Here is a 25,171-nt window from a genome sequence, read left to right on the forward strand (position 1 = left end):
CACCCGACCTCGTCAGACATTGGGCTGGAAATTCCCTGTTGAAGTGTTGACGGATCATCTGCAACTGCTGGCAACCAATCGGCTCAACATTATCAACTGACTGTTGCACTTGGAACCTGAGGCCGCCTAGTCGGCAAGCGCACACGAGTGTAGCTCACGCAGAGGAAGCAGCTACAGCTCTTGATGGAATTGGCCAACGTGTTAACGAAATTACCGACATGAACGCGCAAATAGCGACTGCGGTCGAGCAGCAGGGAGCAGTAAGTGAAGACATCAACCGCAGTATTAACAATATACGCGATGCTGCTGATACCAATGTACAGACCGGGCAGAATAATTTGCAAAGTGCGAAATCTGTCGCTCAGTTAACTAGCGCTCTGAGCGAACTGGCAAAACAGTTTTGGGAAAAACGAGGATAACGCTTTTCAGTATCTCGACAGGGATAACTTACTTTACCATCGGTTATCCCTTTTAGCCGCACAAATTTTAGCCATGGCTTTTCAGGAAGTCAGGGCTATCAGAATGGCCTTAGAAAGCCTAGTCAAAGAGCTGTCACGAGAACACCGTTAGCTTAGCGTACGATTTTTTCCGAATTCTGCGGTTCCCCCATCAAGGAGCGTTCGCAGGTCGCCATCAATGAGGGCGAACCGAAGAGCAATCCCTGGGGCGGCCAACTGGTGGGTGGTCCGACCACAGCCAGTACCGGCAATAATGTGGACGACAATATGTCGTTCAGCCAGTTTGCCTGAGTGCGCCTGACGGCCGCCTGATGGCGGCCTTGCTGCGATGAACATGCACCGCAGGGCATATGCCCTGCCGGCGCATGCCATGGTCAGCGCAGGGTGTAGCCGTTGTCGACGATCAGGTCCTGCCCGTGGATGCCCCGTGCGCCCAGCGACAGCAGGTGCAGCATGGCGTCGGCGATCATGGCGGGTTCGAGAAATGCCCCATTCAACAAACGCTGTTCCACTGTCTTGGCCACCGCCGCCAGCGCGTCGTCGCTGAGTTGCAGGGTGCCCCAGATCGGTGTTGCCGTGGGCCCTGGCGATACCATGTTGACCCGGATGTCGTCGGCTGCCAGCTCGACGGCCAGGTTGCGCGCAAAGGCTTTCAGGGCCGCCTTGGAGGCAATGTAGGCGGCGAGGCCGGGAAAGGTTGCCTGCGAGAGAAAGGTGCCGGTGAACACGACCGAGGCTGGGCGGGCCAGGTGGGCTTTCAGGCTGGCCAGGGTATTGAGCGCGCCCGCGCCATTGACGGCCCATTGCCGCTCGAAGGCTGCGGCATCCAGGCCATCGGCCAACTGGGCGATCCCGGCATTGGGGGCCAGGTAGTGTATCGGGCCCAGGGTGTGCGCATACCGGGCCAGCCTGGCGAGGTCGTCGGCGCGGCTGATGTCGCCTTCAAGCCAGGTCAGTCGTTCTCCGTAGTGTTCCTGCAAAGCCCCCAGCTCACCCTGGTGACGGCTCATGGCCAACACCCTGGCCCCGGCCTGGAGCAGGCCGGTCGTCAACGCGTAACCGATGCCCGAGCTGGCACCGGTGACCACAGCCAGGCGATTGTCGAATTCGTTGTGCTGCATGGTTTGTCCTTGCATTCAGTGGGTGAGCACTGTGCTGAACACAAACCATGCCAGTATATAAGTTGTTTAAAAACAGTAGGTTGTGATTTTTGTTGTCGTTATGACCTGGAGTTTTTGTGGTCGCGGTGACTCATCGGTGGTCGCGATGACCCGGCCAGGCGAGCGCATTGCCTCCAGGCTCGTTCCGCATAGAATGCGCAGTGGGGACAATCGGTAAAATGTTCTGCACGGACGGATAAAACCACTGTGCGCATTCGCGGCAGGATAACAGCCATGCCAGGCGCCTTTGTGGCGTTCACGCGTTGAGGGCATCGAGGCGGAGGCGCATGGCGCGCTTCCCGTAACCAGGGGGCATGTACAGTGATCAAGCTATCGAAACGCCACGGGCACCATCTTTTTGCGTTGTTGCAGTCGGCCATTACCTGTGCGATTGCCTCGGCAATTGCCAGCCGTCCGCTGTTTCCCGTGGAACGGTTCATGGGGCACTGGTCGAAGGCCTGGGTGTTGTCCTGGCTGATGATGATTCCGGTGGTGCTGTTGATCGCGCCCTGGCTTCGGCGCCTGGTCAATTACCTGACCGACAGCGACAACCTCTGAGCCCACCGCGCAGCGATGGCATCGGCGGGCCTGAGTGAAAACGCCTACAGGGTGAAAAACGATGACGGCACTCGCGAGCGTTTCCGTACGCCGGGGCAAGCCTTCTCGCCTGGGGAACAGGTACGCATCGACGGCATTCGCCTTGTTCACTAGCAGCCCTGGCCCGAACGGCGCCCCGGCCATCATCCATGGGCGCCGTTCGCGCGGACAGCTTCAATCGAGCAGCCAGTCGCTCATCTCGCCCAGGTCACGTACTTCACGGGTCGGGGTGGCGCCCAATTCATCGAACACGGCCCCCTGACGATTGACCCAGCACACCGGAAAGCCGAAGTGCCGGGCGCCGGTCGCATCCCAACTGTTGGACGAGACGAACAGCAGCCTGTCCCTGGGGATGGCCATGGTTTGTTCGGCCAGGCTGTAGACGCGGTTGTCCGGCTTGAACACCTTGACCGTTTCGACACTGATCAGGTGGTCGAATGCCCAGCCCATGTCCGAGTGGCTGACGACCTGCTCGATGGAGTGGTGCGAGCCGTTGGAGGCGATGGCCATGGGCAGGCCGCTTGCTTTCAGCCGCCGCAAGGCCGCGGTCGTGTCCGGGTGGGGAGCCAGGTGCAGGTAGGCCTGGCCGAGCTGCCGCAGAGTGGTTTCATCCGTGGCGAGCCCCAGGTGCTTGCAGGTGTAGCGCAGGGCTTCTTCGGTTCGTTGCTCGAAGCTGGCATAGCGGCCCATGAGGCTGCTCAGCCAGGTGTATTCGAGCTGCTTCTGTCGCCACAGGCGGGAGATGGCCTCACCCTGGCCCGGGTAGGCGCTTTCGCAGGCCTGGACGACGGAGTGCACGTCGTACAACGTGCCGTAGAGATCAAAAACGATGCCTTCAATGGGTTGCATGCCACACCTCTCTGGGGATCGTGTCCGGGGGTCAGCGTGCGCTGGGCACGCTGACCCGGTGAGGCTTACGCCGGGTAGTTGGAGGGGAACAGCGCGCGGCGCATCTGCTCGTCGAGGTCTTTCTTGAAGGCGTGGTCCTTGCCCACTTCACGGGCACGGGCCGCCGCCGGGCGCGCATCGATGGCCTGGAACCAGCGCTGGATGTTGGGGTAGGCGGCCAGCGGGTCGCTTTCGCCCTTGAGCACGCGCGAGGCACGGTCGATCCAGCCCCAGGCTGAGATGTCCGCCAGGGTGTAGCTGTCGCCCACGATGTAGTCGCGCCCGGCGAGGTGCTCATCCAGCACCTGGTAGTGCCGTTCGGCTTCGCGCCGGTAACGGTTGATTGCATAGGGGATGCTCTCCGGCGCGGCATACTGGAAGTGCACGGCCTGGCCGGAGAACGGCCCGATACCCGTGGCGATGAACATCAGCCACGACAGCAGTTCGGGTTTGTCGGTCGGCGCGCCCATGAGCTGCCCGGTCTTTTCGCCGAGGTAGAGCAGGATGGCGGTCGAATCGAACACCCGTGCCTCGCGGCCACCGGGGCCTTCGCTGTCGACGATGGCCGGGACCTTGCCATTGGGGTTGATGGCCCGGAACTGCGCGGTGTGCTGTTCGCCCTTGCCGGTATCGAGAGGAACCAGCTGGTAGGGCAGCCCGGTTTCTTCCAGAAACAGGGCGACCTTGGCCGGGTTGGGCGTGGGGTGGTAGTAGAAATGAATCATGCGGGTGGGGTCCTGTCTTGTGTTTTAGATCGTTCGATCTAGAATAGGGCCGTCTACAGAAAAAGGGCAACACCTGTGTTGGCCTGGCAATGGGAGTACGGATGGCTCGGCCAAGAGAGTTCGATGAGAGGGCGGTGCTCGATGCAGCCGTTCAATGTTTCTGGGCCCGTGGCTATGAGGCCACTTCGGTGCGTGACCTGGCCCAGGGCATGGGGCTGACCAGTGCCAGCCTGTACAACGCTTTTGGCGACAAGCGCTCGCTGTATCGCCGTGCGCTGGACCATTACGTCGAAGAGGGTTTTGCCGACCGGGTGCGGCGATTCGAAGGCGTCCTGCCGCCGCGCCAGGCCATCGGGGCGTTCTTCGACGAGATACTCGAACGCTCGCTCAACGACCCCCAGCACAAGGGTTGCATGCTGGTGAATTCCGCCCTTGAGGCCTCACCGGACGACCCCGACTTCCAGCGCGCCGTGGCTGCTGTCCTGATACAGATCGAGGCCTTTTTCCGGCGCTGCGTGCTGGCCGGCCAGCACAGCGGCGCCATTACCTGCGCGCAGCCGGCGGACGATCTGGCGCGCCTGCTGCTGGGCATTCTCCTGGGCGTTCGCGTCCTGGCCCGAACGCGGCCGGAGCGTGAACTGCTCGAAGGCATGGTACGGCCAGCGCTGACCCTGCTTGACAGTCACTTGAACCTTCACGGGGACCACCAACGATGATCGAGCTCTACTACTGGCCAACACCCAACGGCCACAAGATCACCCTGTTTCTGGAAGAGGCCGGCCTGGACTACCGCATCCACCCGGTGGATATCAGCGCGGGCGACCAGTTCAAGCCCGATTTCCTCGCGTTCTCGCCGAACAACCGCATGCCCGCCATCATCGACACTGCGCCGGCCGATGGCGGGGAAGCAGTGACGGTGTTCGAATCCGGCGCCATCCTGCTGTACCTGGCGGAAAAAACCGGGTTGTTCCTGCCCACCGACCTGCGTGGCCGCAAGACGGTGACGGAATGGCTGTTCTGGCAAATGGGCGGGCTTGGGCCGATGGCCGGGCAGAACCATCATTTCGGGATCTATGCACCGGAAAAGATCCCCTACGCGATCAACCGCTACGTCAACGAAACCAACCGCCTCTATGGCGTGCTGGATCGTCGCCTGGCGGACAGCACCTTCGTTGCCGGCGAGCAGTACAGCATTGCCGACATGGCGTGCTACCCCTGGATCGTGCCGTGGAAGAACCAGCAGCAGAACCTCGACGACTTCCCCCATGTGCGCCGCTGGTTCGAGGCCATCGCCCAGCGCCCGGCCACGGTCAGGGCCTACGCCAGGGGTGAGCCGTTCTCCAGCCGCCCGACGGTGACCGAGGCGGGCAAGAAGATCCTCTTCGGGCAGACGGCGGGCAATGTACCGGCCGGGCAATGAGCCCCTGAGCCTGCCGTACCTGCCGTAATAGCCTTGATGCATTCAGCCGTGGGCCTCGGTTCCTGCCCCTCTCTCATAAACGGTAGAGGGGCACGGAGCGCCCACGACCTGAAGCGCACAGCATTGCCTGCGCCAGTCGCATTCAGCGAATGCGCAGCAGCCTGTCCAGCGACCACGCCCCGGCGCCCCGGCCGATGATGACCAGCAGCAATCCGGCCCAGGACAGGTGCGTTGGCCAGGCATCGGGGTAGACGAATACCTGGATGACCGCAGTCATGCCCAGCAGCGCCAGGGCAGACAGGCGCGAGAACAGGCCGACGATCAGCAGCAGCGGAAACACATGCTCGGCATAGGTCGCCAGGTGGGCGGCCAGGTGCGGTGACAGCAGCGGCAGGGCGTATTCGCTACGAAACAGCTCATAGGTACCGGGGGTGATGGTCAACAGCCCCTCGACCTTGGTGCGCCCCGAGAGAAAGAAGATCGCCGCAACGCTGATGCGCGCCACCAGGCTGAGCGTCGAGTCGCTGATCAAGCAGGTCGCAACCTGGTCCCAGCGTTGACGCACTGTGGCGCGGCTGTTGTTGGACGACGGCTGGGTGATATCCATGGCTATTTCCTTCATGCAAGAACAAGGGGAGAGAACACGCGGGCACCCAGCAAGCGGCTGAGCAGGTCGGTAAAGTCCAGGTCGCCTTGCCGCTGCAAGGCCAGGGCCGAGGCCCGCTCCAGATCGTGTCCGGCAGCGCAGGCGTCCAGAAACACGCAGCCAGCGGGTTCGAGCGCGTGCCAGGTGACGCCATCGCAATGGCCCACCAGCAAAGCGCCTTCGCCCTGCCAGGGCAGGTTGTCAGGCAGGTCCACCCCTTCGCGGTTGCAGCGCCAGAGGCTGTAGATCGGTTGCTCGTCGAACCACCGCCAGCGTGCGCTGGCGCGCGGGCGCAGGTGACAGGTTGCCAGTGCCTCGGGCGACACGCCGGCCAGGCTGGCAAGTTCCAGCGCGGGCTCCTGCACGGCACAGAAGGCCTCTATCCACAGGTAGTCGAGTTGGGCCACCGGGCCCAGGTAGGGCAGCTCCCGGGCCGGCTCGAAGGCCGCGAGAAACGCGGGAAAGTCCGCCCCGTAGAAGATCAGGCGGGCATCGCTTGGTGCGCAGGCGTTGGCATGAACGACCGCCGCCGCGCGCAGCCAGTCACGGCCGACCAGGCGTTCGACGCTGGGGAAGTTGTCACACAGCGCCTCGACGCAGCCCTTGAGTACGGTATTGCGGTACACCTGAAAGCCGGGTTGCGCGGTGAGGGCGGACAGTTCCGGGGCGGCACGTACCTGCAAGGCCTCGATGAAGGCGTCCTGGAAGTGTTCGAGACGTCTGATCATTGCGTCGCTCCCAGTCGGTCGAGCATGGCCTGGGCGTGCGCGCGTTCGCCGAGCAATGCCGTGAACGCGGGTACGTTGTCATCGCGCTCGATCAGCGTCGGGCGCGGGCCGATGCGCTGGATCAAGCGCTGATACAGGGCCCAGACCGGGTCAGCGACCGGGGCGTCGTGGGAGTCGATGAGCAACGCACCGCCGGCGTCATGGCTGTGCCCCGCCAGATGAATCTCCGCGACGGCCTGGCCCGGGAAGCGATCGATGTAGGCGGCCGGATCAAAATCGATGTTGTGCGCGCTGACGTGCACGTTGTTGATGTCGAGCAGCAGGGCGCAACCAGTGCGCTGCGTCAGCTCGGTGAGAAAGTCGATTTCATCCCAGTCGTGGCCGTCCAGGTGCAGGTAATGGCTGGGATTTTCGATGGCAATGCTGCGCCCCAGGGCATCCTGGGTACGCTGTATGTTGTCTGCGATGCGTACCAGGGCCTCGTGGCTGCGCGGGAATGGCAACAGGTCCGGGTAATAGTGATTGCGCCAGGTGGACCAGGCGAGGTGTTCGGATACCAGCGCCGGTCGCACGTGGTCTGCCAGCCTGCGCAGGCGCTGGAGGTGCGTCGGGTCGGGGGCGGCGTCCGCCGCCAGGGACAGGGAGACCCCGTGCAGCGACAGCGGATGCCGTTCGCCCACCGCTTCCAGGTGGGCCAGGCGAGCACCGCCAACCATGTAGTTCTCTGGGTGGACCTCAAACCACAGCCCGGCTGCGCTGCAGTCCCGGGCGGCGTCGTAGTGCTCGGCCTTCAAACCAAGGCCGGCACCCAGTGGCATAGGAGCGTGCATGATCGGCGGCGCCTGCGCTCAGGACTTGATCGGCGTGAGCGAGCCCATGCCCTTGGGGGTCTTGATCGAGGTGCAGGTGCCTGCCGGGACGTTCTTCCAGGCATTGCCCTGGTAGTCGACCTTGGAGGTGCCGGCGCAGCTGGTGCCGGCACCGGCGGCGCAGTCGTTCTTGCCGGCCAGGGAGACGCCGTAGCATTTTTCCACGCTTGGCGTGGCCTGGTTGTCGGCCATGGCGGTGGATGCAATGGAGGCGAGGGCGAGTGCGGCGGTAGCGAGGGCGAAGCTTTTCATGGTGTATCTCCGTGAGAGGCTCAATGGCCGCCAGCGCAACGTGACGGTCCGACCAGTAATTCGCTCTGGCGGCGCACTTGGTTACAGCACATCGAATATTTCCTTCGACGTGCTCACGCTCGCCGCCTTGACGCCTGCCCATGCCCCGGGGGCGCAACCACCTGGTGCTACAGCGCGGGAAAATTCACCCAGGCTGTAACCGTTACCCCCTTGGCAGCGAACTACCTCCACAGGGCCTGGCCGGTGCCAACGGCACCGCGCTCGGCCGCACATGGCTTCGATGGCCGGGCGCCCGCTGGTGCCAAGGCCCGCTTGGCATCGGGTAGCAGAGGTAGTTGGACGATGAGGACTGACGAGCTGATTACCCTGCTGGCGACCGGTGTGCCGGCGGTCGACAAGCACCTGTTCGGCAAGCGCTTTGCCCTGGCGCTGGTGGTCAGTGTCCTGGGGGCCGCGTTGCTGATGACCCTGCTGTTCGGGGTACGTCCCGATCTGGCGCAGGTGGCTCGCTTGCCGCTTTTCTACGCCAAGCTGGCGTTGCCGGTCGCGTTGCTGCCGGGGGCGCTGTACCTGACGCGGCGCACCGCGTGTCCGGGCGGGCGGGTCGGCGGCGCCTGGGTCATGCTGTGCATACCGTTGCTGGTGCTGTGGTTGGCCAGTGCCTATACCCTGCTGGAGGCACCGCTGGCCGCCCGCTTGCCATTGACCCTGGGTAGAACCTGGAAGGGTTGCCCGTTCAAGATCCTGCTGCTCTCGCTCCCCGGTATCGTTGCCTTTTCCTGGGCGCTGCGCGGCCTGGCGCCCACCCGGCTGCCCCTGGCCGGGGCGGGTGCCGGTGCATTGGCCGGTACGCTGGCCACCCTGGTCTATTGCCTGCACTGCCCGGAAATGACCGTGCCGTTCTGGGGCGTCTGGTATGTGCTGGGCATGGCCCTGCCCACCGCATTGGGGGCGTTGCTGGGGCGTTGTGTGTTGCGCTGGTAGGGGCTGTCGGCTCAGGCCGGGCCACGGGCCGGGCTGAATTGCCGGGCCAGGCGGGCGAGCAGGTCGGTATCGGGTTGGGGCGCAAGGTCGTCCGCGCTGCCGGTTTGCCCGGTTGCACGCAGTGCCAGGGCAGCGTCCGGGGTGGGGCGAACCAACTCGTAGCCGCTGGCGCACGAAGGGCAGAAGACATGATCGCCCTCGACGTGAGCCTGCTGTAGGACCACGGTAGGGCCGCACATCGCGCAGCGACGCAGGGGAATGCCCGCGTCGGTATGCCCCATTACGGCGTCGAGCAGGCCCTCGTGCCCCAGTTCGATGAACAGGCGGCCATAGTGCGTATTGAACTGCGTGCCGAGGTTCTGACCGATGATGCCCAGCGCCCTGTCCAGCGGCATGCCCGGGCGGTAGGCGCGGGAGCTGGTCATGGCGTCGAAGGCGTCACAGATACCGGTAATGGCGGCCATCGTGGAAATATCCGCTGCGCCGAGCCCGTGGGGATAACCGCTGCCGTCTGGGGTTTCGTGGTGCGAGGCCACGGCATCCATCACCAGCGCGGCTATCGGATGGGTTTCGAGCATGCGCCGGCCGATTTCCGGGTGCGTGCGGATCACCGCGTATTCGTCATCGTTCAGCGGGCCGGGCTTTCTCAATATGGCATCCGGGATGCCGACCTTGCCCAGGTCGTGAACGAAACCACCCAGGGCAAGGCGCGCCACCTCCGCTGGTGCGAAGCCGCTTTTTTCGGCCAGCAGCGCACAGTATTGGGCAACGCGCCAGAGATGGCCGCCGGTGTAGGGATCGCGGGCTTCCACGACCCAGGCCAGCGTCAGCAGGCTGGACAGCAAGGCTTCGTCGATGACAGGGCGCGCGGGGCGCTTGCCCAGCAAGTGGAGAATGTTCATAGGCGTTCCTTGGTCGGGCCGTATGGTTTCAGTCGAATGCCTAGAACGTGAAGTGCCGTATCAGCTCGTTCAGTTCTGCGCCCAGGCTGGAGAGCTCCTGGCTGGCCGAGGCGATGCGAGCACCCGCCTTGGTCGAGTTTTCGGTGATGCTGCGCACGGTGGTGATGTTTTCGTTGATATGCTCGGAAAGCTGTGTCTGCCGGTCTGCGGCGACGACGATCTGTTGGTTGGCCGCCTGGATCGACGCCACCGACTCACGGATTTCCTCGAGTACATGCCCGGCGCTGTGCGCAAGCTGCACGCTGGTGTGGCTCATGCTTTCGCTGCGCTCCATCAGCGTGGTGGCTTCCTGGGTGCCGGTGTGCAGGGCATGGACCAGCGCTTCGATTTCCCGCGTGGAACTCTGGGTGCGCTGCGCCAGCGCCCGCACTTCATCGGCGACCACGGCGAACCCGCGCCCCGATTCACCGGCGCGGGCGGCTTCGATTGCGGCATTGAGCGCCAGCAGGTTGGTCTTGTCGGCGACGTCACGAATCACGTTGAGTACACCACTGATGCGCTCGCCATCATGGCGCAGGCGGGCCATGGCCTGGTTGCACACCTGCACATTGCTGGCCAGGGCTTCGAATTGCTCGACCGCTTCTCTGATGACCCGGTCGCCCTCGACGCTGCGGGCTTCGGTGGTGATCGCCAACTGTGAGGCCTGGCGCGCGTCCTCGGCCACATGCCGGGCGCTGGCGACCATTTCGCCCATGGCCGTCGCCACCTGTTCGGTCTGGTGGCGCTGGTCGCTGAGCCCGGCACTGCTGCGGGTCGCCACGCCCGACAGGTCGGTCGCCGATACCGTCAGGCGTTCGGTGCTCGCACCGATATGGCCTATGATCTGCCTGAGATGACGCGCCATTTCCCGCATGGCATCCATCAACTGACCCAGTTCATCGTGCAGGCGATGGTCCAGGTTGCCGGTGAGGTCCCCGGCGGCGATGTGCCGTGCCAGGGCCAGGGCCCGATGCAGTTGCGGCACGATCTGCCGGGTGATCAGCCAGGCGGCGCCGAGGCCCAGCAGCAATGCCAGTGCCTGGGCCACCAGCAGTTCGCCATGGGCGGAGCGCACATCGGTATCGCGCCCCTGCACCTGTTGCTGGTAGGCGATCGTGGCGAGTCGTTGCAGCTCCTCGGAGTGTGCGAGCAGGGTCTGCTTCACCGATTCGCTCTGGCTCACGCTGCTTTGCAACTCCTTTACCCGGTCCTGGTAGGCCAGCACGGCCCGCAACCCTTCCACCAGTTGCGCCTGCAGGGTGTCGTTGGGTAGCCGCTCCCACAGTTCATTGCCGCGATTGCGTATGCTGTCGGCGGTCTGGGCCACCCGCTGTTCGCCTTCGGCTGTGGGGCGGGCGATGTAGCTCTGGACCTGCTCGCGCAGCCGGGAAATGATGGTTTCGAGCTCAACGATCATGCGCGCCCGCTCGATGCTCTGCGGGTCGCCGCCCGGCAGCAGGTCAAACAGTGCCTGGCGGACATTGCCGAAGTGCTGCTCGATGGCCTCGATGGCGGGGAGCATGGCCTTTTCTGCGCTTGTCGCCTGGTGGCGTGCCGTTACCAGCTTGTCGAATGCTTGTTCGTAGTCTCCCGCCACGGCGCTGATGTGATCCAGGGTTTCGCTGGCCTCGGGGCCCAGGCTGGCGCGGATTTCATTCACCCGCGCACCCAGCTTCTCGACCTCGCGGGTGTAGGCCTGGGCAGCACTGCTCTGGCCATTGCGGTCGAATTCGTTTTCCTTGAGGCGAACCGCCGCGATCAGGGTGGCGAGAGAGGCACTCTCGACCAGCGCTTCGCTGCGGTCGGTCAATTGATTGATGCTGCGCAGGGCGATCCCGGACAGCGTGATCGATAGCAGTAGCACCGCGCCAAAGCCCAGGGTCAATTTGCCATGGACTGACTTACCGAAGAACCGACCCACTACGGCGAACATGCTGAACGCTCCCTGATCGTTGAAACGGCCTGGCGCGTTGCCTGTCGTATCGGCAAGGCGTCAGGGAATACACAACGTTGGTGCTTGCATCCCGCCGGGCTGCGGCCTGCATGGGCGCAGCGTGGTGACGGGCAGGCGGTGCTAAAGCGGTGCGCCGGCCACGCCACGCATCGGTGCCGTGCGGGCGTGGTCGGCAACCCCGTGGGTCAGGACTTGATCGGCGTGAGCGAACCCATGCCCTTGGGGGTCTTGATCGAGGTGCAGGTGCCTGCCGGGACGTTCTTCCAGGCATTGCCCTGGTAGTCGACCTTGGAGGTGCCGGCGCAACTGGTGCCGGCACCGGCGGCGCAGTCGTTCTTGCCGGCCAGGGACACGCCGTAGCATTTTTCCACGCTTGGCGTGGCCTGGTTGTCGGCCATGGCGGTGGATGCAATGGAGGCGAGGGCGAGTGCGGCGGTAGCGAGGGCGATGCTTTTCATGGCATATCTCCGTAATGGACTGGATGGCCGTCAGCTCGGTGTGACGGTCCGACAGGTAATTCGTCGTAGCAGTCGATACGGTTACAGCGCGGCAGAAAAATGTTGAGATTTCTTTCGGTGCACCTGCGCCGATTGAAACCTTTGGCGTTGCGGCCGATATGATGCAGTCTGGGCTCAATGAAAAATATCCACCTGCGGTGTAACTAAGGCGGCCAATGGAGCGAACTACAAGCTATGAGGTCATGGCCACGCGCGAAGAGCGCCTGCAGTCATTGCTTCTGGGTGGGTTGGCTGGCGACGAGGCCGCATACCGCGAATTCCTCACCGCGCTCAGTTCGCACCTGCGCGGTTTCCTTCGCCGACGCCTGGCGCAGCGCCCGGGAGAGGTCGAGGACCTGTTGCAAGAGGTACTGCTGGCCGTGCACAACGCAAGGCACACCTATCGCGCCGAACAGCCGCTGACCGTGTGGGTGCAGGCGATCGCCCGCTACAAGCTGGCCGATCACTTCCGTGCGTTCGCCCGCCGCGATGCGCTGTCCGATTCGCTGGACGAAGACATGTTCGAGGTGGAGGATAGCCGCCCGGCGGAGGCCCGGCGTGATCTGGGCAAGCTGTTACAGCACCTGCCCGAGCGTCAGCGTCTGCCCATCATTCATGTGAAACTGGAAGGCCGTTCGGTAGAGGAAACGGCTCAACTGACCGGTCTTTCCAGTTCTGCGGTCAAGGTAGGTATCCATCGCGGCCTGAAAGCGCTGGCGATGGTGATCAGAGGTAAACAGAGCCATGAAAACGGATGACCTGATTTCCATGCTTGCTGCGGGTGAGCCTGCAATGGACAGGCTGGCCATGGCCAAGCGTTTCGCCCTGGCACTGCTCGTCGGCGGTGTCGCGGCAGTTGTGCTGATGGCGTTGTATTTCGGGGTGCGGCCAGACCTGGCCGAAGTGGCGCGCACACCGGTGTTCTGGGCCAAGCTCGCCTTGCCCGGGAGTCTCGCCCTGGGCTCGTTGTGGCTTTCCACGCGCCTGGCTCGGCCGGGTGTCGAAGGCGGTGCGGCCTGGGCGTCGCTGTGTCTGCCCATCATCGTTGTGTGGCTGGCCGCGATAGCGGCCCTGTGGCAAGCACCGACCGAGGCACGCATGCCCATGCTGCTGGGCATAAGCTGGAAAGAATGCCCATTCAACATCGCGATGCTTTCCGTGCCGGGTTTTATCTCGGTGTTCTGGGCCTTGCGTGGCCTGGCCCCGACCCGTCTGCGCCTGGCAGGCGCAGGCGGCGGCCTGCTTGCCGGCTCCACCGCAACCCTGGCCTACTGCCTGCACTGCCCGGAAATGGAGGTACCGTTCTGGGGCGTCTGGTACCTGTCCGGCATGCTGCTGCCCGCCCTGTTCGGCGCTATCGTCGGCCCCTACCTGCTGCGCTGGTAACGAACCCGCCCGGCGCACACCTGCTGCCGGGCCAGGGCGCCGGGGCTGCGCAGGCGCGATGAACACGGCGGCAGGGCTTGAATGACGCCGCCCCTTGGGCTCACCCTTTGCACCTGCCAGAAACCACCACCCACCCGCAGGAACCCCGATGCAACCCACGCCTCCCCAGCTGATCCGCGAAACCTTCCCCGTCGGGCCTTTGCAGTGCAACTGCAAAGCCTGGCGTCATGCCGGGGCCTTAAAGTACAGCCTGTAAGCGTTAAATCCCTTTATTTCCCTGGGCTGCGTCGGCGCTCTCGATAATCGTCGATCACGCTGAATCATCATTATTCACAGCTTCAGTGTGACAAAAGTGTGCCATGGTGGTTGCGCGGATGACTGCCAATGATTAGTCTGAATACGAACGCGCCGGCGAGGTACGAGAAATGCCCTGGCCTGAGGCCCCCCACTATCTGTTAATGGTGTGGCAGCCGATGAAGGTTAGCAGGGTCCCTCGGCCCGGCACCGTGGCAGTAGTAAGCGGACGAGACTGTCACGGAAGAAAGGATGCCCTCTCTCGGGGGTAATCGCCTGATTGACACCAAGCTACCGGCATTGATGGGGCCGGAAAATAATCGGCGCGGTGCGGAGGAAAGCGTGGGCGACTGTGGGTACAACCCCGCGTCTGGATGATCGCATCCTGGAACTGAAGCAGCAGTTCCACTTGCTCAATCACCAGCGCTGCCGTGGACCCATCCAAACCTGACCTTCTGGTCGGGCGAGGATGAATCATGTCGCTCGAAAAGCTTCTCACCGTTACTGATCTCGCTGAGATCCTAGGCCGGTCTACCGGCACCATCAAAAACCAGCATTCAAAGAATCCCTCGCGCTTGCCTCCTGTTTGCCGCATTCCTGGTGCAGGCAGACTATTGTGGCGTCGTGCGGATGTTGAGAGTTGGCTGCAGCTGCATGTTGTTCAACTCGACTTAATTGACTCTGCTGGGCCTGTCGCAAAACGAAAGCCTGGTCGACCTCGGAAGTCCGAGCGAATGACTCAGCGAGGAGGCACTTATGCATAAGTGCCATAAGGTCACAAAGTCCAATAGCCTGATCGCAGCAAGCTATAGATTAACTCTCAATGAACATCGCCTAGTCTTGGCTGCTATTAGTCAGATTGATCCCAGAAAACCGTTACCTCGTCCTATTCGGGTTTGCGCTCATGATTTTGCAGAGTTGTATGATGGGGTTTGGGGAGCAATGGAACAGAAAGTGCACTTAAGCCCTACCAGCGCCGTTCAGAGCCTTCTTCCCAGGCATCGGCTTCGATAAAGCAGTTGCGCATGTCGGCTTCCTGGCTGATCTCGGTCAGCAAGTCATGCACGGTCTTGTCCAGCTCATCGTCGCTCCGATACGGAATGGCCAGTTCGTAGTTGCCCGACTCCAGCCGTTTCATACTGTAGGGCTCCAAGCAGTAGCGCTCGATATTTTCCTTGGCCCGTTTCCGGCCGCGAACGAACTTGCTGTTGTTCACCACCGCCAGGCGCAGCGTGACGGTGGCCACCTGCTCGGCGGCGGGCTCTGCCGGCGACGCGACATTGCGTTGCTGACCTCGCGGCTGGGCGCTCTTCTGGTGTGCGCCGATCTCAACACCACGATGGCGCAGGTAGCTGTACAGCGTGCTCTTGGAGATGTGTAACTTCTCGCCGATGGCGCTGACGCTCAGGCGGCCCTCGCGGTACAGCGTCTCGGCCGCCATGGAGGTGGCCTCGGCCTTGGCTGGGAGGCCCTTGGGACGGCCACCGATCCGGCCCCGCGCCCGCGCGGCCGACAAACCCGCCTGAGTCCGCTCGCGGATCAGCTCGCGCTCGAACTCGGCCAGCGAGGCAAACAGGTTGAACACCAAGCGACCTTGGGCGTGGGTGGTGTCGATTGGGTCATTCAGGCTCTGCAAGCCGACCTTGCGCTCTGCCAGCTCGCCGACCAGCTCGACCAGGTGTTTGAGGGAGCGCCCGAGGCGATCCAGCTTCCAGATCACCACGGTGTCGCCCGCTCGAACATGGGCTAGCAACTTGTCCAACTCCGGCCGGGCGCTTTTCGCGCCGCTGGCGATGTCTTGATAGATGCGTTCGCACCCGGCCTGTTTCAGGGCATCGACCTGGAGGTCGGCGTTCTGATCCCGAGTGCTCACCCGCGCATAACCGATCTTCATCAAAAGTACCGTTTACTCGACTACGTTAGTAATAGTTGAACTTTGATTAAGCGTACCAGTTATTTGAACCGTAGCGCAGGTAGGTTAACCAGCCGATTCCTGTCCACTTAAAGTTCGGCAAAACGAAGGTTTTTTTGAACCATTGCATAGCCCTTTGTGATTGGCGTATAAACACACAAACACCTACTAGCGGGGAACGCCATGAATACGATTCGCTGGAATGTCGCCGTCTCGGCCGACACCGACCAGTCGCTTCGGATGTTTCTGGCCAGCCAGGGCGGTGGCCGGAAAGGCGACCTGTCGCGCTTCATTGAAGAGGCGGTGCGGGCCCACATCCTGGAACTGACGGCCGAACAGGCCAAGGCCGCTAATGCCCATCTGAGCGAGGCAGAGCTGACCGAAGCGGTTGACGAAGCGCTCGACTGGGCACGTAAGCGCTGATGCGGGTCGTGTTGGATACCAACATCCTGTTCAGCGCACTGATCTCGCCGCATGGCGCGCCCGATGCGATCTACCGTGCCTGGCGGGCGGCGCGTTTCGAGGTAGTGACCTCGCGGATGCAGCTCGATGAAATCCGCCGAGCCAGCCGCTACCCCAAGCTCCAGGCCATCCTTCAGCCCGCCAAAGTGGGAGCCATGATCAATAACCTGCAACGGGCTGTGGTACTGGAGCGTCTGACCATCGAGGTCGAAGCCGATGATCCGGATGACTCGTTTCTGCTGGCCATGGCCCTGGCAGGCGATGCGGACTACCTGGTGACCGGTGATCGCCGCGCCGGCCTGCTGCAACGCGGGCACATCGAACGCACGCGGATTGTCACGCCCGCCGTGTTCTGCGCCGAGGTGCTGTGATCGATGCCGGTCGGTTTTCTGACCCAGGAGCAACGCGACGGTTTTGGCCGCTATGTCGATGCCCCCAGTCGTGAGGAGCTGGAACGCTACTTCCACCTGAGCGACGACGACCACAAAATCCTCCTACCGCTGCGCGGCGAGCACAACCGCCTTGGCTACGCCACCCAACTGACCAGCATCCGCTACCTGGGCACTTTTCCCGACGACTTTTCAGCCGTCCCCCAAGAGGTGCTGCAAGCGCTCAGTCGCCAGTTAGGCATTACCGATCCAACTTGTATCCTGGCCTATGCCGAAACCCGCCAACGTCAACGTCATGCCGCCGAGATTCAGGAGCGTTACGGCTATCGGGTGTTTGCTGATTCCAGCGTCGGCTTTCGACTTGCCCGCTGGCTGTATGCGCTCTGTTGGACAGGGACAGATCGTCCTGGCGAGTTGTTCAATCGGGCGACGACCTGGTTGCTGACGCACAAGGTTTTACTGCCCGGCGTCACCGTTCTGGAACGGTTCATCGCCCAACTGCGCAGCCGGGTCGAAGAACGCCTCTGGCTAACCCTTGGCCGCAGTGTGAGCGAGGCGCAACGGCAGCAGCTACAGGACTTGCTGCTGGTCGCCGAAGGCAACCGCAGTTCCCGGCTGGATCAACTGCGCTCCGGCCCGGTGATGGTCAGTGGCCCCGCACTGATTCGGGCGCTGCGCCGGCTTGATGACGTGCGCGGCATCGGCATCGCCTTGCCAGCGGCGGCGCACATCCCGCCCAGCCGTATCGCGGCCCTGGCTCGCTTCGCCAACACCGCCAAGGTCACGGCGATCAACCGGCTGCCGGCGTCGCGGCGGATGGCGACACTGGTGGCGTTCGCCCTGTGCCTGGAGGCCACCGCGCACGACGACGCCCTGGAGGTCCTGGAAGCGCTGTTACGCGACCTGTTCAGCAACGCGGAGAAGGCCGACAAGAAAGCCCGCATGCGCAGCCTGAAAGACCTGGATCGCTCGGCGGCGACGCTCGCCGCCGCGTGCAAGGTCGTGCTGGACAGCTCAATCAGCGATGACAACGTGCGCGCCCGGCTGTTCAACGACCTGCCGAGGGCCTCGCTGGAGAAAGCCCTGGAAGATGTCAATGCGCTGATCCGCCCGGTTGACGATGTGTATTTTCTCGCCCTGGAGGCGCGCTACCGCAGTGTGCGCCGTTTCCTGCCCGACCTGCTCAAGCACATCCGCTTCGGCTTCAGCCCGGCCGGCAAAGGCGTGGTCGCCGGCCTGGATTGGTTGCAGCTGAACCTGCCCCGCCGGAAACCGGAGGATGACGCGCCGCAGGAGATCGTGGCCAAGGCTTGGCAGAAGCACATTACCCGCGAGGATGGCTCCCTCGACATGGGCGCCTATGTGTTCTGCACGCTCGATGCGCTGCGCACGGCCCTGCGCCGGCGCGACGTGTTCGTCTCGCCCAGTTGGCGCTATGCCGACCCGCGTCTCGGCCTGCTCGACGGTGCCGAATGGCTGGCGGCGCGGCCGATCATCTGCCGCTCGCTGGGCCTGACCATTGACGCCGGCACCACCTTGGATGCGCTGAGCGCCGAGTTGGATGCGACCTGGCAGGCGGTCGCGGCCCGCCTACCCGACAACCCCGCGATCCAGCTGAGCGAGAACGCCGAGGGCAAGACCGAGCTCTCGCTCGGCACACTGGACAAGCTGGAGGAGCCGAACTCGCTGCTGCAACTGCGAGCAGCCGTGGCTGATCTGATGCCGCGTGTCGATCTGCCGGAAATCCTCTTGGAAATCGCCGCTCGCACCGGCTTCGCCGAGGCCTTCACCCATGTGTCCGAGCGCAATGCGCGGGCCGACAACCTGGTCACCAGCCTCTGCGCGGTGCTGCTGGGTGGGGCCTGCAACACCGGCCTGGAGCCGCTGATCCGCACCGACAATCAGGCGCTACGCCGCGACCGGCTGTCCTGGGTCAGCCAGAACTATATCCGTGACGACACGCTGTCAGTGGCAAACGCCATTCTGGTGGGGGCGCAGAGCCAACTGGAGCTGGCCCAGGTCTGGGGCGGCGGCGAGGTCGCCTCCGCCGATGGCATGCGCTTCGTGGTACCGGTGCGCACCGTGCATGCTGGCCCCAACCCGAAGTATTTCGGCACCGGCCGGGGCGTCACCTGGTACAACTTGATTTCCGATCAGTTCTCCGGCCTCAACGCCATCACCGTGCCCGGCACCCTGCGCGACAGCCTGGTGCTGCTGGCCGTGGTGCTGGAACAGCAGACCGAGTTGCAGCCGACGCAGATCATGACCGACACCGGGGCCTACAGCGATGTGGTGTTTGGGCTGTTCCGCCTGCTCGGCTACCACTTCAGCCCGCGCCTGGCCGACGTCGGCGGTACCCGTTTCTGGCGCACGCGCCCGGAGGCGGATTACGGCAAACTCAACGGCCTGGCCCGGCAGTCGGTCAAGCTCGATCTGATCGCCGAGCACTGGGACGACCTGCTACGCCTGGCCGGCTCGCTCAAGCTCGGCCGAGTGCCGGCCACCGGCATCATGCGCACCCTGCAAACAGGGGATCGTCCCACCCGCCTGGCCCAGGCGCTGGCTGAGTTCGGTCGCATCGAGAAGACCTTGCACACCCTGACCTACATCGACGACGAGTCCAAGCGCCGCGCCACCCTGACCCAGCTGAACCGGGGCGAAGGCCGCCACAGCCTGGCCCGCGCCGTGTTCCACGGCAAACGCGGCGAGCTGCGCCAGCGCTACCGCGAAGGCCAGGAGGACCAGCTCGGCGCCCTCGGCCTGGTGGTGAACATCATCGTGCTGTGGAACACCCTCTACATGACGGCGGCCGTAGAACGGCTCAGGCAGCACGGCTACCCGGTGCTGGAGGAGGATGTCGCGCGGCTCTCGCCACTGATCCACGAGCACATCAACATGCTGGGCCGTTACTCCTTCGCGGTGCCGGAAGAGGTTACCCGCGGCGAACTGCGGCCGCTGCGCAATCCGGACGACGACCAGTAGGTGTAACGGCCTGGGTTCGAAATCGGCCGGGCACCGCACTCGATGCCACTTCCAGCTCAGACGGATTGCGACTGACGGAGTCCTCGGGCTCACGCTTTCTGCGACCAGCAAGAGCCACTTTTCCGGTGCAGCGCGAATTAGCCGTCCTGACGGGTACTGACCTTTTGTGTGCAGGGGTGATCAGGCTCGGATGCCGCCCTCTTATCTGCTCGCGACATGAAACGCTGATAGCACTCCAGGCCACAGAAGTGCACGACATACTCGGAACCTTCCGGCGTCAGTGCGGCGTCAAGGGGAATGTCCTTGCAGCATTCGCAGCAGCTGATGGTGGAGGTGTTGTTTGTGTTCATGATGGGGGTTCCTCCATCGTCCAAGAAAACCTAGCAACGCTTTCCCCCCGTGACTGAGCGCCGATCGACCTGCAGCCTCCCTGCCCAACTCGGCAGTGGTGGTCGCGCCGTGCTCCGAGCGGGTCACGGTCGCTTCCGAAAGGCCTGCAATGCCGCTCGCAGGAAGAGGATGAAGAAAACCGCCAGCACGAGCGTCGCGAGGCTCCACTGCTCGCTGACGAACGCGCCGGCCGCTGTCCCCGAAAGCAGCAATGCCAGCACCGGCAGATGGCAAGGGCAGGTGAGCGCGGCGAGCACGCCCCAGGTGTAAGCACGCCAGCGGAAGACCTTGCTTGACTCAACGTGATCGGCGTTACGCATAGGCAGAACCTTCGCCGGCGCAATGAGTCAGCCCGGCCAGCTGGGTTGCCACTGCGGCTAAGGCCGCCTGCCGTGCCGTGACTAGCCGGAGCAGGCACTCGACGCAGCCGATCAAGTCGGCGCCATCGTCCGCATCGAGCGCCCGGCAGAGCCGTGCCAATTCGTCGAGCCCGATACCAGACTCGAAGGCGGCGCGCACGAAGCGCAGACGCGCCAGGGACCGCTCATCGAAAATGCCGTAACCGCTCTCCGTGCGCCGCGCGGGGTGCAGCAAGCCACGCAGCACATAGTCGCGCACCACATGCACGCTGACGCCCGCGTCCTCGGCCAGTCTGGATATGGTGTAGGCATTCATCACCGACACTCCCGGTCTTCCCCGCAAACTAGGGCGCTCAGATATTTCCTTCCGGCTAGGCGTTCAGGTAGCCAGATGAGCAATGGCGTAACCCCTAGTGCCAGGAGCAACCACAGCCGGGAGTGATACTCGCCGTTTGGGGCAAACCCATAAGCCAGCAGCGCACCCAGCGCGAGCATCAGGAAATACGGCCCGGTGATGTAGCAGTGAAGGCGGCGACAGCGCGCGGCGTTGACCAGGCAGGCGCCGCCCATCACGAGTAGCGCGGCGCTCGCTGCCAGGAACAACGCAGGGCGTCGATCCGCCAGAACAAGCGCTATGGTCGCCACGACGGCAGGCAGCCCCCATAAGCTGATTACCTGCCAGGTCTTGCGCAGGCTGTCGCGACTGCCGAGATCGCTTGCCGTGTCGTTCATGCTTCAACCTCGCGCGCTCATTACCCGGCGCAGCAGGACAGCTGCTTGACGTCCTTGGCGAAGGTTTGCGCCGCGAGCTTCAGCCCCTCGACCATCGTCAGGTAGGGGAACAACTGGTCGGCCAGTTCCTGCACCGTCATCCGCGCCCGGATGGCGATGGCGGCGGTCTGGATCAGTTCGCCCGCCTCCGGGGCCACCGCCTGCACGCCGATGAGCCGTCCGCTACCTTCCTCGATGACCAGCTTGATGAAACCCCGCGTGTCGAAGTTGGCCAGTGCGCGTGGCACGTTATCCAGGGTCAAGGTGCGGCTGTCGGTCTCGATGCCGGCGTGGTGCGCCTCCGCTTCGCTGTAGCCCACGGTGGCCACCTGCGGATCGGTGAACACCACGGCCGGCATGGCGTCGAGATTGAGCTTCGCCTCGCCGCCGGTCATGTTGAGCGCCGCACGGGTGCCTGCGGCCGCCGCCACGTAGACGAACTGCGGCTGGTCGGTACAGTCGCCGGCCGCATAGATATCCGGGGCACTGGTGCGCATGCCCGAGTCGATCTGGATGGCACCGCGTTCGTCCAGCTTCACGCCGGCGCCTTGCAGATTCATGCCTTGGGTGTTGGGCGTGCGGCCGGTGGCGACGAGTAGTCGGTCGGCATGCAGCTCGCCATGATTGGTGCTCAGGATGAACTCGCCGTCGACGTGGGACACCTGGCTGGCTTGCGTGTGTTCCAGCACTTCGATGCCCTCCATACGGAAGGCTGCCGTCAGCGCTTCACCGATGGCCGGATCTTCGCGGAAGAACAACGTGCTGCGTGCCAGGACCGTGACCTTGCTGCCCAGCCGGGCAAAGGCCTGCGCCAGTTCCACCGCCACCACCGAGGAGCCGATCACGGCGAGCCGCTTAGGAATGGTGTCGCTCGCCAGCGCCTCGTCCGAGGTCCAGTACGGGGTGTCCTTGAGTCCGGGAATCGGTAGAACGGCCGGGCTCGCGCCGGTGGCGATCAGGCAGCGGTCGAAGGCGACGATGCGCTCGCCGCCCTCGGCCAGTTCCACGCTGAGCGTGCGGCCGTCCTGGAAACGGGCGGTGCCGCGTACCAGGGTGATCGCCGGCGTGCTCTCCAGAATGCCTTCGTACTTGGCGTGGCGCAGTTCGTCGACACGACCCTGTTGCTGGGCGAGCAACCGCTCGCGCAGGACGGTCAGGCTCGTGGTGGACAGTCCGGCGTCGAACGGGCTCTCGCGCCGCAGATGGGCCACATGCGCGGCGCGAATCATGATCTTGGAGGGCACGCAGCCAACGTTGACGCAGGTGCCGCCGATGATGCCGCGCTCGATCAGGGTGACGCGCGCACCGCCTTCCACCGCCTTGAGCGCGGCCGCCATGGCGGCGCCACCGCTGCCGATGACCGCCACGTGGAGCCTGTCGCCATCTTTCCCGGCGCCAATGCTGCCGCTCAACCAGCCCCGCGCCTTGTCGAGCAGGCCTGAGCGGGTAGGTGCCGTGGCGTCTTCGAACGCCGCTCGATACCCCAGGGCCTCGACGGCGGCCTGCATCTGTTCACGGCTTACGCCCTCGTCGACCTTCAGTTCGGCCTTCCCGCTGGCGTAGGAAACATCCGCCCGATGCACGCCGGGGATCTTCTCCAAGGCCTCTTTCACATGCTCGACACAGGAGGCGCAGGTCATGCCGACGATTTGTAGTTTGGTCATAGTGTTATTCCTTCATTTTGGCGGAGTCGGACAGGACGTCGGGGAGCAACGGCGGTGGGCGGGCGACACGAGATCCCAGATGGACACCCCAAACATGAGGGCCAGGCCGATATAGAGCAGCCAGCCGCTCCGCCAGCCGTGAGCCAGCATCAAATACACCGCTATCAGCACCAGGGCCGGGCCGATCAGGCCAGGCGCAGCGCGTCGCCACTGCCGGTGACTGAACCCGCCGAGGGCATTGACGAGCAGGGCCAGCCCGGCAAATAACGGCAGCAGCGTGGTGATGAACAGGCCTTCCCACTGGCTCAGAAAGCCCAGACCGATCGCGGCCCCCAGACCGGCAAGGGCGGGGAAACACGAGGCACAGCCTATGGCAGAAATCAGCACGCCAACGGACCCGGCTTTGTCACCGATCCGCGTGAACAAATTGAAAGGGTTTGCCATCGGAATGCCCGCCTACTGCTTGACGCTGGACGGGTAGCCGGCGTCCTCGGTCGCCTTAGTCAGCGCCTGGACATTGGTCTTGGCATCATCGAAGGTGACGATGGCCTCGCGGTTCTCATAGCTCACCTCGGCCTTGGTCACGCCCTCGACCTTGGTCAGCGCCTTCTTCACCGTGATCGGGCAAGCGGCGCAGGTCATGCCCGGCACCGCCAGAGTGACGGTCTGCGTGGCCGCCCAGGCAGGTGCGGCGACTAGGGTGGCGAGGGCGAAGGATGCAAGCAGTTTTTTCATGGCGGACTCCTGATCAGTAGAACAAGGGAAGGATGTAGGGGAAGCCGAGCGCGACCAGCACCAAGGCCGTTACCAGCCCGAACAGCAGCTTGTAGGTGGTGCGTACCTGGGGCACGGCGCAGACCTCACCCGGTTTGCAGACTTGAGCCGGGCGGAAAATGCGTCGCCAGGCGAAGAACAGCGCGACTAACGCCGCACCGATGAAGAGCGGGCGGTAAGGTTCCAGCACGGTCAGGTTGCCGATCCAGGCCCCGCTGAATCCCAGTGCGATCAGAACCAGCGGCCCAAGACAGCAAGTCGAGGCGAGAATCGCCGCAAGCCCCCCGGCGACAAGAGGGGCGCGCCCGTTTGATGGTTCAGACATGCATTTCTCCTTTCGAGCATGTGAGCGATGGTTTAAGGTTACTTCCGTAGTCAAGTACGGAGTCAAGCAGTATGGAAAACACTGTGGAAAGCCTGACCATCGGCGCCTTCGCCAAGGCGGCCGGGGTCAACGTGGAAACCATCCGGTTCTATCAACGCAAGGGGCTGTTGCCCGAACCGGACAAGCCCTACGGCAGCATTCGCCGCTACGGCGAGGCGGACGTGGCCCGGGTGAAATTCGTCAAATCCGCGCAACGACTGGGCTTCAGCCTCGATGAGGTGGCCGGGCTGTTGCGATTGGATGACGGCGCTCACTGCGACGAAGCGCGCGTGCTCGCCGAGCAGAAGCTCGAGGATGTGCGGGGGAAACTCGCGGATCTGCGGCGGATCGAGTCGGTGTTGGCGCGGCTGGTTCACGATTGTTGTGCGAGCCACGGGACGGTTTCCTGTCCGCTGATCGTTTCGCTGCAGGGGGAAAAGGAACTGCGCTGACTCCGCGCGTTAACCGAGGATTTCCCGATGCGTGAGGCACCTCCGGGGTCGGCTTGCGCTTGGCAAAACAGCGGCGCTCATTGAGCGCCGCTGAATGGCCAAAGGAGCACTTGCATAGGCCACAGGTTAGTACTGCATCAGCAGCTCATGTTCTACTTTGCAGGCGGACAGCCGGGCTGCGCCTCGACCCGGCCAGCCGCCGTGGCCCCCAGTTGCTCAATCTTCTTGGCGGTTTCCGCCACCAAGGCCGCCTCAGCCTTGTCGCGCATAGCGGCGATTCGCTCGATTGAACGGTCGCTCCCGCTCTCGGCCCATACGGTGGATGACAGCAGAGTCGCACCAACTATCAGCAGTAGTCTTAGGTATTTCATAACAGCCTCCTCTCGGGTTTTCTACCCACGAGCCGACTCTATCTCCGTAGTTAAGTACGGAATCAAGGAGAGATGGAGATGAAGGTCCTGGATTATGGCGCTGAGAGGAAATGGCAGGGCTTAAGTGCACTTTCTGTTCCGTTGCTCCCCAAACCCCAATCTCGGCTCGCCCGCCGCCCTGCGCTGCAGGTAAATGTAAACACGAGCAAGCTGCATGGATTTCTGGTGATTACCCACAACTCCGACGATACCGGCTACAAAATCCTGCTCCAGGACAAGGGCCACTCGGTACCAGTCAAAACGGTCGACAATGTCATCGTGCGTAAACTTGCCGCCACACTCGTTGAGCTGATCGATGACGGCACCAAGCGTGTCGAAATCCCTTCGCAGGGCCTGGCTACGAATGCTGTCATCGCAGGGGACTACCTGCTCAGTTCTTGAACGTTCCACCTGACCCACCGTTCGCGGTGGGTTTTTTATTG

General features: G+C 63.5%; 34 protein-coding genes and 1 pseudogene. 14 read left to right on the forward strand and 21 right to left on the reverse strand.

Annotated elements, in window-relative coordinates:
• The first annotated feature begins 218 nt into the window (after positions 1-218).
• Positions 219-419 (forward strand): methyl-accepting chemotaxis domain-containing protein, encoded by a 201-nt coding sequence (locus L6D80_RS20885; RefSeq protein ID WP_232481322.1) that lies wholly within the window; start codon positions 219-221, stop codon positions 417-419.
• A gap of 413 nt (positions 420-832) precedes the next feature.
• Here L6D80_RS20885 and L6D80_RS20890 read toward each other — a convergent pair whose 3' ends face one another.
• Positions 833-1,579 carry an SDR family NAD(P)-dependent oxidoreductase gene (locus tag L6D80_RS20890; protein ID WP_021703069.1) on the reverse strand — a complete coding sequence of 249 codons (747 nt, stop codon included), beginning with the start codon at positions 1,577-1,579 and terminating at the stop codon, positions 833-835.
• A gap of 360 nt (positions 1,580-1,939) precedes the next feature.
• Here L6D80_RS20890 and L6D80_RS20895 point away from each other — a divergent pair, with 360 nt between their 5' ends.
• On the forward strand, positions 1,940-2,176 hold the full coding sequence (locus tag L6D80_RS20895) for a DUF2798 domain-containing protein (protein ID WP_021703070.1): 237 nt from the start codon (positions 1,940-1,942) through the stop codon (positions 2,174-2,176).
• 213 nt (positions 2,177-2,389) lie between these two features.
• Here the strand turns inward: L6D80_RS20895 and L6D80_RS20900 are convergent, their stop codons facing one another.
• Both L6D80_RS20900 and L6D80_RS20905 read right to left on the reverse strand, forming a co-directional pair.
• Positions 2,390-3,064, reverse strand: coding sequence for a haloacid dehalogenase type II (locus tag L6D80_RS20900; protein WP_021703071.1), 675 nt, complete (start codon positions 3,062-3,064; stop codon positions 2,390-2,392).
• A 65-nt stretch (positions 3,065-3,129) separates the two neighbouring features.
• Positions 3,130-3,828 (reverse strand): glutathione S-transferase family protein, encoded by a 699-nt coding sequence (locus L6D80_RS20905; RefSeq protein ID WP_021703072.1) that lies wholly within the window; start codon positions 3,826-3,828, stop codon positions 3,130-3,132.
• A gap of 101 nt (positions 3,829-3,929) precedes the next feature.
• On the opposite strand from L6D80_RS20905, the gene L6D80_RS20910 reads away from it, so the two are divergent.
• Both L6D80_RS20910 and L6D80_RS20915 read left to right on the forward strand, forming a co-directional pair.
• The gene (locus L6D80_RS20910) at positions 3,930-4,544 is read left to right on the forward strand and encodes a TetR/AcrR family transcriptional regulator (RefSeq protein ID WP_034011914.1); all 615 of its coding nucleotides are present in this window, start codon (positions 3,930-3,932) and stop codon (positions 4,542-4,544) included.
• Entirely contained in the window at positions 4,541-5,248 is a 708-nt protein-coding gene (locus L6D80_RS20915) for a glutathione binding-like protein (RefSeq protein ID WP_021703074.1), read from the forward strand. The genes L6D80_RS20910 and L6D80_RS20915 overlap by 4 nt, the downstream gene beginning before the upstream one ends.
• Before the next feature lie 142 nt (positions 5,249-5,390).
• On the opposite strand, the gene L6D80_RS20920 is transcribed toward L6D80_RS20915, so the two are convergent.
• Genes L6D80_RS20920 through L6D80_RS20935 form a run of 4 tightly spaced genes read right to left on the reverse strand, consistent with a single transcriptional unit; the run spans position 5,391 to position 7,743 of the window.
• Positions 5,391-5,855, reverse strand: a complete 465-nt coding sequence (locus L6D80_RS20920; RefSeq protein ID WP_034011916.1) for a DoxX family protein — start codon at positions 5,853-5,855, stop codon at positions 5,391-5,393.
• A gap of 11 nt (positions 5,856-5,866) precedes the next feature.
• A complete protein-coding gene (locus L6D80_RS20925) occupies positions 5,867-6,622 on the reverse strand; it encodes an HvfC/BufC N-terminal domain-containing protein (protein WP_021703076.1) in 756 nt (251 codons plus the stop codon).
• Complete coding sequence (bufB, locus tag L6D80_RS20930; RefSeq protein ID WP_021703077.1) at positions 6,619-7,452, reverse strand: MNIO family bufferin maturase; 834 nt, start codon at positions 7,450-7,452, stop codon at positions 6,619-6,621. The genes L6D80_RS20925 and bufB overlap by 4 nt, the downstream gene beginning before the upstream one ends.
• A gap of 18 nt (positions 7,453-7,470) precedes the next feature.
• Positions 7,471-7,743, reverse strand: coding sequence for a BufA1 family periplasmic bufferin-type metallophore (locus L6D80_RS20935; protein ID WP_021703078.1), 273 nt, complete (start codon positions 7,741-7,743; stop codon positions 7,471-7,473).
• A gap of 342 nt (positions 7,744-8,085) precedes the next feature.
• On the opposite strand from L6D80_RS20935, the gene L6D80_RS20940 reads away from it, so the two are divergent.
• Entirely contained in the window at positions 8,086-8,727 is a 642-nt protein-coding gene (locus L6D80_RS20940) for a DUF1109 domain-containing protein (RefSeq protein WP_021703079.1), read from the forward strand.
• Between the two features lie 11 nt (positions 8,728-8,738).
• Here the strand turns inward: L6D80_RS20940 and L6D80_RS20945 are convergent, their stop codons facing one another.
• The 4 genes and pseudogenes from L6D80_RS20945 to L6D80_RS20955 form a co-directional block, all read right to left on the reverse strand.
• Positions 8,739-9,629, reverse strand: a complete 891-nt coding sequence (locus L6D80_RS20945; RefSeq protein ID WP_021703080.1) for an HD-GYP domain-containing protein — start codon at positions 9,627-9,629, stop codon at positions 8,739-8,741.
• A gap of 40 nt (positions 9,630-9,669) precedes the next feature.
• Complete coding sequence (locus L6D80_RS30375) at positions 9,670-10,551, reverse strand: methyl-accepting chemotaxis protein (RefSeq protein ID WP_370649567.1); 882 nt, start codon at positions 10,549-10,551, stop codon at positions 9,670-9,672.
• Positions 10,525-11,601, reverse strand: a pseudogene (locus tag L6D80_RS30380) (methyl-accepting chemotaxis protein); the annotation flags it as partial. The pseudogene L6D80_RS30380 and the gene L6D80_RS30375, both read right to left, overlap by 27 nt.
• Positions 11,602-11,807: 206 nt before the next feature.
• Positions 11,808-12,080 carry a BufA1 family periplasmic bufferin-type metallophore gene (locus L6D80_RS20955; RefSeq protein ID WP_021703082.1) on the reverse strand — a complete coding sequence of 91 codons (273 nt, stop codon included), beginning with the start codon at positions 12,078-12,080 and terminating at the stop codon, positions 11,808-11,810.
• Between the two features lie 215 nt (positions 12,081-12,295).
• On the opposite strand from L6D80_RS20955, the gene L6D80_RS20960 reads away from it, so the two are divergent.
• The 4 genes from L6D80_RS20960 (at position 12,296) to L6D80_RS20970 (ending at position 14,813) form a co-directional block, all read left to right on the forward strand.
• Complete coding sequence (locus L6D80_RS20960; protein ID WP_034011917.1) at positions 12,296-12,877, forward strand: sigma-70 family RNA polymerase sigma factor; 582 nt, start codon at positions 12,296-12,298, stop codon at positions 12,875-12,877.
• Entirely contained in the window at positions 12,864-13,505 is a 642-nt protein-coding gene (locus L6D80_RS20965; protein WP_021703084.1) for a DUF1109 domain-containing protein, read from the forward strand. Before L6D80_RS20960 ends, L6D80_RS20965 begins: the two co-directional genes overlap by 14 nt.
• A 770-nt stretch (positions 13,506-14,275) precedes the next feature.
• The gene (locus L6D80_RS30385; RefSeq protein ID WP_073656513.1) at positions 14,276-14,563 is read left to right on the forward strand and encodes a helix-turn-helix transcriptional regulator; all 288 of its coding nucleotides are present in this window, start codon (positions 14,276-14,278) and stop codon (positions 14,561-14,563) included.
• Positions 14,556-14,813, forward strand: coding sequence for a replication initiation protein (locus tag L6D80_RS20970; RefSeq protein ID WP_079392336.1), 258 nt, complete (start codon positions 14,556-14,558; stop codon positions 14,811-14,813). Before L6D80_RS30385 ends, L6D80_RS20970 begins: the two co-directional genes overlap by 8 nt.
• On the opposite strand, the gene L6D80_RS20975 is transcribed toward L6D80_RS20970, so the two are convergent.
• A complete protein-coding gene (locus L6D80_RS20975) occupies positions 14,767-15,693 on the reverse strand; it encodes a recombinase family protein (RefSeq protein ID WP_004574516.1) in 927 nt (308 codons plus the stop codon). The two genes, L6D80_RS20970 and L6D80_RS20975, sit on opposite strands and share 47 nt — an antisense overlap.
• Positions 15,694-15,894: 201 nt before the next feature.
• Here L6D80_RS20975 and L6D80_RS20980 point away from each other — a divergent pair, with 201 nt between their 5' ends.
• Genes L6D80_RS20980 through L6D80_RS20990 form a run of 3 tightly spaced genes read left to right on the forward strand, consistent with a single transcriptional unit; the run spans position 15,895 to position 19,544 of the window.
• Positions 15,895-16,134, forward strand: coding sequence for a ribbon-helix-helix domain-containing protein (locus L6D80_RS20980; RefSeq protein ID WP_004574517.1), 240 nt, complete (start codon positions 15,895-15,897; stop codon positions 16,132-16,134).
• Positions 16,134-16,544 (forward strand): putative toxin-antitoxin system toxin component, PIN family, encoded by a 411-nt coding sequence (locus L6D80_RS20985; RefSeq protein WP_004574518.1) that lies wholly within the window; start codon positions 16,134-16,136, stop codon positions 16,542-16,544. The genes L6D80_RS20980 and L6D80_RS20985 overlap by 1 nt, the downstream gene beginning before the upstream one ends.
• 3 nt (positions 16,545-16,547) lie before the next feature.
• On the forward strand, positions 16,548-19,544 hold the full coding sequence (locus L6D80_RS20990; RefSeq protein ID WP_004574519.1) for a Tn3 family transposase: 2,997 nt from the start codon (positions 16,548-16,550) through the stop codon (positions 19,542-19,544).
• A 137-nt stretch (positions 19,545-19,681) separates the two neighbouring features.
• On the opposite strand, the gene L6D80_RS20995 is transcribed toward L6D80_RS20990, so the two are convergent.
• The 8 genes from L6D80_RS20995 to merT all read right to left on the reverse strand — a co-directional run bounded on the left by L6D80_RS20995 (position 19,682) and on the right by merT (position 23,827).
• Positions 19,682-19,894, reverse strand: a complete 213-nt coding sequence (locus tag L6D80_RS20995; RefSeq protein ID WP_004574520.1) for a DUF3330 domain-containing protein — start codon at positions 19,892-19,894, stop codon at positions 19,682-19,684.
• A gap of 123 nt (positions 19,895-20,017) precedes the next feature.
• Entirely contained in the window at positions 20,018-20,254 is a 237-nt protein-coding gene (gene merE / locus L6D80_RS21000; protein ID WP_004574521.1) for a broad-spectrum mercury transporter MerE, read from the reverse strand.
• Positions 20,247-20,609: a mercuric resistance transcriptional repressor MerD gene (gene merD, locus L6D80_RS21005; RefSeq protein WP_004574522.1), complete on the reverse strand. Its 363-nt coding sequence runs from the start codon at positions 20,607-20,609 to the stop codon at positions 20,247-20,249. Before merD ends, merE begins: the two co-directional genes overlap by 8 nt.
• Entirely contained in the window at positions 20,609-21,025 is a 417-nt protein-coding gene (locus L6D80_RS21010; protein WP_004574523.1) for a hypothetical protein, read from the reverse strand. The genes merD and L6D80_RS21010 overlap by 1 nt, the downstream gene beginning before the upstream one ends.
• 20 nt (positions 21,026-21,045) lie before the next feature.
• A complete protein-coding gene (gene merA, locus L6D80_RS21015) occupies positions 21,046-22,728 on the reverse strand; it encodes a mercury(II) reductase (RefSeq protein ID WP_004574524.1) in 1,683 nt (560 codons plus the stop codon).
• 12 nt (positions 22,729-22,740) lie between these two features.
• A complete protein-coding gene (gene merC / locus L6D80_RS21020; protein ID WP_004574525.1) occupies positions 22,741-23,172 on the reverse strand; it encodes an organomercurial transporter MerC in 432 nt (143 codons plus the stop codon).
• 12 nt (positions 23,173-23,184) lie between these two features.
• Complete coding sequence (merP, locus tag L6D80_RS21025; protein WP_004574526.1) at positions 23,185-23,463, reverse strand: mercury resistance system periplasmic binding protein MerP; 279 nt, start codon at positions 23,461-23,463, stop codon at positions 23,185-23,187.
• 13 nt (positions 23,464-23,476) lie between these two features.
• On the reverse strand, positions 23,477-23,827 hold the full coding sequence (gene merT / locus L6D80_RS21030) for a mercuric ion transporter MerT (RefSeq protein WP_004574527.1): 351 nt from the start codon (positions 23,825-23,827) through the stop codon (positions 23,477-23,479).
• A 71-nt stretch (positions 23,828-23,898) separates the two neighbouring features.
• Between merT and merR the strand changes: the two genes are divergently transcribed.
• Positions 23,899-24,318 carry an Hg(II)-responsive transcriptional regulator gene (gene merR, locus L6D80_RS21035; protein WP_004574528.1) on the forward strand — a complete coding sequence of 140 codons (420 nt, stop codon included), beginning with the start codon at positions 23,899-23,901 and terminating at the stop codon, positions 24,316-24,318.
• 152 nt (positions 24,319-24,470) lie between these two features.
• On the opposite strand, the gene L6D80_RS21040 is transcribed toward merR, so the two are convergent.
• A complete protein-coding gene (locus L6D80_RS21040) occupies positions 24,471-24,689 on the reverse strand; it encodes a co-regulatory protein PtrA N-terminal domain-containing protein (RefSeq protein WP_004574529.1) in 219 nt (72 codons plus the stop codon).
• Between the two features lie 78 nt (positions 24,690-24,767).
• Between L6D80_RS21040 and L6D80_RS21045 the strand changes: the two genes are divergently transcribed.
• The gene (locus L6D80_RS21045; protein ID WP_175442734.1) at positions 24,768-25,130 is read left to right on the forward strand and encodes a hypothetical protein; all 363 of its coding nucleotides are present in this window, start codon (positions 24,768-24,770) and stop codon (positions 25,128-25,130) included.
• Positions 25,131-25,171 lie beyond the last annotated feature (41 nt).

The sequence above is a fragment of the Pseudomonas ceruminis genome (assembly GCF_021602025.1).
In the GTDB taxonomy this organism is placed as follows: Bacteria; Pseudomonadota; Gammaproteobacteria; order Pseudomonadales; family Pseudomonadaceae; genus Aquipseudomonas; species Aquipseudomonas ceruminis.

Coding starts and splice junctions, on each gene's coding strand:
- L6D80_RS30385 (WP_073656513.1), top strand. CDS start 14,276: ATGTCGCTCGAAAAGCTTCTCACCGTTACTGATCTCGCTGAGATCCTA.
- L6D80_RS20965 (WP_021703084.1), top strand. CDS start 12,864: ATGAAAACGGATGACCTGATTTCCATGCTTGCTGCGGGTGAGCCTGCA.
- L6D80_RS20885 (WP_232481322.1), top strand. CDS start 219: ATGAACGCGCAAATAGCGACTGCGGTCGAGCAGCAGGGAGCAGTAAGT.
- L6D80_RS20935 (WP_021703078.1), bottom strand. CDS start 7,743: ATGAAAAGCTTCGCCCTCGCTACCGCCGCACTCGCCCTCGCCTCCATT.
- L6D80_RS20975 (WP_004574516.1), bottom strand. CDS start 15,693: ATGAAGATCGGTTATGCGCGGGTGAGCACTCGGGATCAGAACGCCGAC.
- L6D80_RS20990 (WP_004574519.1), top strand. CDS start 16,548: ATGCCGGTCGGTTTTCTGACCCAGGAGCAACGCGACGGTTTTGGCCGC.
- L6D80_RS20970 (WP_079392336.1), top strand. CDS start 14,556: ATGCATAAGTGCCATAAGGTCACAAAGTCCAATAGCCTGATCGCAGCA.
- merC (WP_004574525.1), bottom strand. CDS start 23,172: ATGGCAAACCCTTTCAATTTGTTCACGCGGATCGGTGACAAAGCCGGG.
- L6D80_RS20955 (WP_021703082.1), bottom strand. CDS start 12,080: ATGAAAAGCATCGCCCTCGCTACCGCCGCACTCGCCCTCGCCTCCATT.
- L6D80_RS20995 (WP_004574520.1), bottom strand. CDS start 19,894: ATGAACACAAACAACACCTCCACCATCAGCTGCTGCGAATGCTGCAAG.
- L6D80_RS20945 (WP_021703080.1), bottom strand. CDS start 9,629: ATGAACATTCTCCACTTGCTGGGCAAGCGCCCCGCGCGCCCTGTCATC.
- merD (WP_004574522.1), bottom strand. CDS start 20,609: ATGAATGCCTACACCATATCCAGACTGGCCGAGGACGCGGGCGTCAGC.
- L6D80_RS30375 (WP_370649567.1), bottom strand. CDS start 10,551: ATGGATGCCATGCGGGAAATGGCGCGTCATCTCAGGCAGATCATAGGC.
- L6D80_RS20905 (WP_021703072.1), bottom strand. CDS start 3,828: ATGATTCATTTCTACTACCACCCCACGCCCAACCCGGCCAAGGTCGCC.
- L6D80_RS21040 (WP_004574529.1), bottom strand. CDS start 24,689: ATGAAATACCTAAGACTACTGCTGATAGTTGGTGCGACTCTGCTGTCA.
- merP (WP_004574526.1), bottom strand. CDS start 23,463: ATGAAAAAACTGCTTGCATCCTTCGCCCTCGCCACCCTAGTCGCCGCA.
- L6D80_RS20960 (WP_034011917.1), top strand. CDS start 12,296: ATGGAGCGAACTACAAGCTATGAGGTCATGGCCACGCGCGAAGAGCGC.
- L6D80_RS21045 (WP_175442734.1), top strand. CDS start 24,768: ATGAAGGTCCTGGATTATGGCGCTGAGAGGAAATGGCAGGGCTTAAGT.
- L6D80_RS20915 (WP_021703074.1), top strand. CDS start 4,541: ATGATCGAGCTCTACTACTGGCCAACACCCAACGGCCACAAGATCACC.
- L6D80_RS20940 (WP_021703079.1), top strand. CDS start 8,086: ATGAGGACTGACGAGCTGATTACCCTGCTGGCGACCGGTGTGCCGGCG.
- L6D80_RS20910 (WP_034011914.1), top strand. CDS start 3,930: ATGGCTCGGCCAAGAGAGTTCGATGAGAGGGCGGTGCTCGATGCAGCC.
- merA (WP_004574524.1), bottom strand. CDS start 22,728: ATGACCAAACTACAAATCGTCGGCATGACCTGCGCCTCCTGTGTCGAG.
- merR (WP_004574528.1), top strand. CDS start 23,899: ATGGAAAACACTGTGGAAAGCCTGACCATCGGCGCCTTCGCCAAGGCG.
- L6D80_RS20920 (WP_034011916.1), bottom strand. CDS start 5,855: ATGGATATCACCCAGCCGTCGTCCAACAACAGCCGCGCCACAGTGCGT.
- merE (WP_004574521.1), bottom strand. CDS start 20,254: ATGCGTAACGCCGATCACGTTGAGTCAAGCAAGGTCTTCCGCTGGCGT.
- L6D80_RS20900 (WP_021703071.1), bottom strand. CDS start 3,064: ATGCAACCCATTGAAGGCATCGTTTTTGATCTCTACGGCACGTTGTAC.
- L6D80_RS21010 (WP_004574523.1), bottom strand. CDS start 21,025: ATGAACGACACGGCAAGCGATCTCGGCAGTCGCGACAGCCTGCGCAAG.
- L6D80_RS20890 (WP_021703069.1), bottom strand. CDS start 1,579: ATGCAGCACAACGAATTCGACAATCGCCTGGCTGTGGTCACCGGTGCC.
- L6D80_RS20985 (WP_004574518.1), top strand. CDS start 16,134: ATGCGGGTCGTGTTGGATACCAACATCCTGTTCAGCGCACTGATCTCG.
- bufB (WP_021703077.1), bottom strand. CDS start 7,452: ATGCACGCTCCTATGCCACTGGGTGCCGGCCTTGGTTTGAAGGCCGAG.
- L6D80_RS20980 (WP_004574517.1), top strand. CDS start 15,895: ATGAATACGATTCGCTGGAATGTCGCCGTCTCGGCCGACACCGACCAG.
- L6D80_RS20925 (WP_021703076.1), bottom strand. CDS start 6,622: ATGATCAGACGTCTCGAACACTTCCAGGACGCCTTCATCGAGGCCTTG.
- merT (WP_004574527.1), bottom strand. CDS start 23,827: ATGTCTGAACCATCAAACGGGCGCGCCCCTCTTGTCGCCGGGGGGCTT.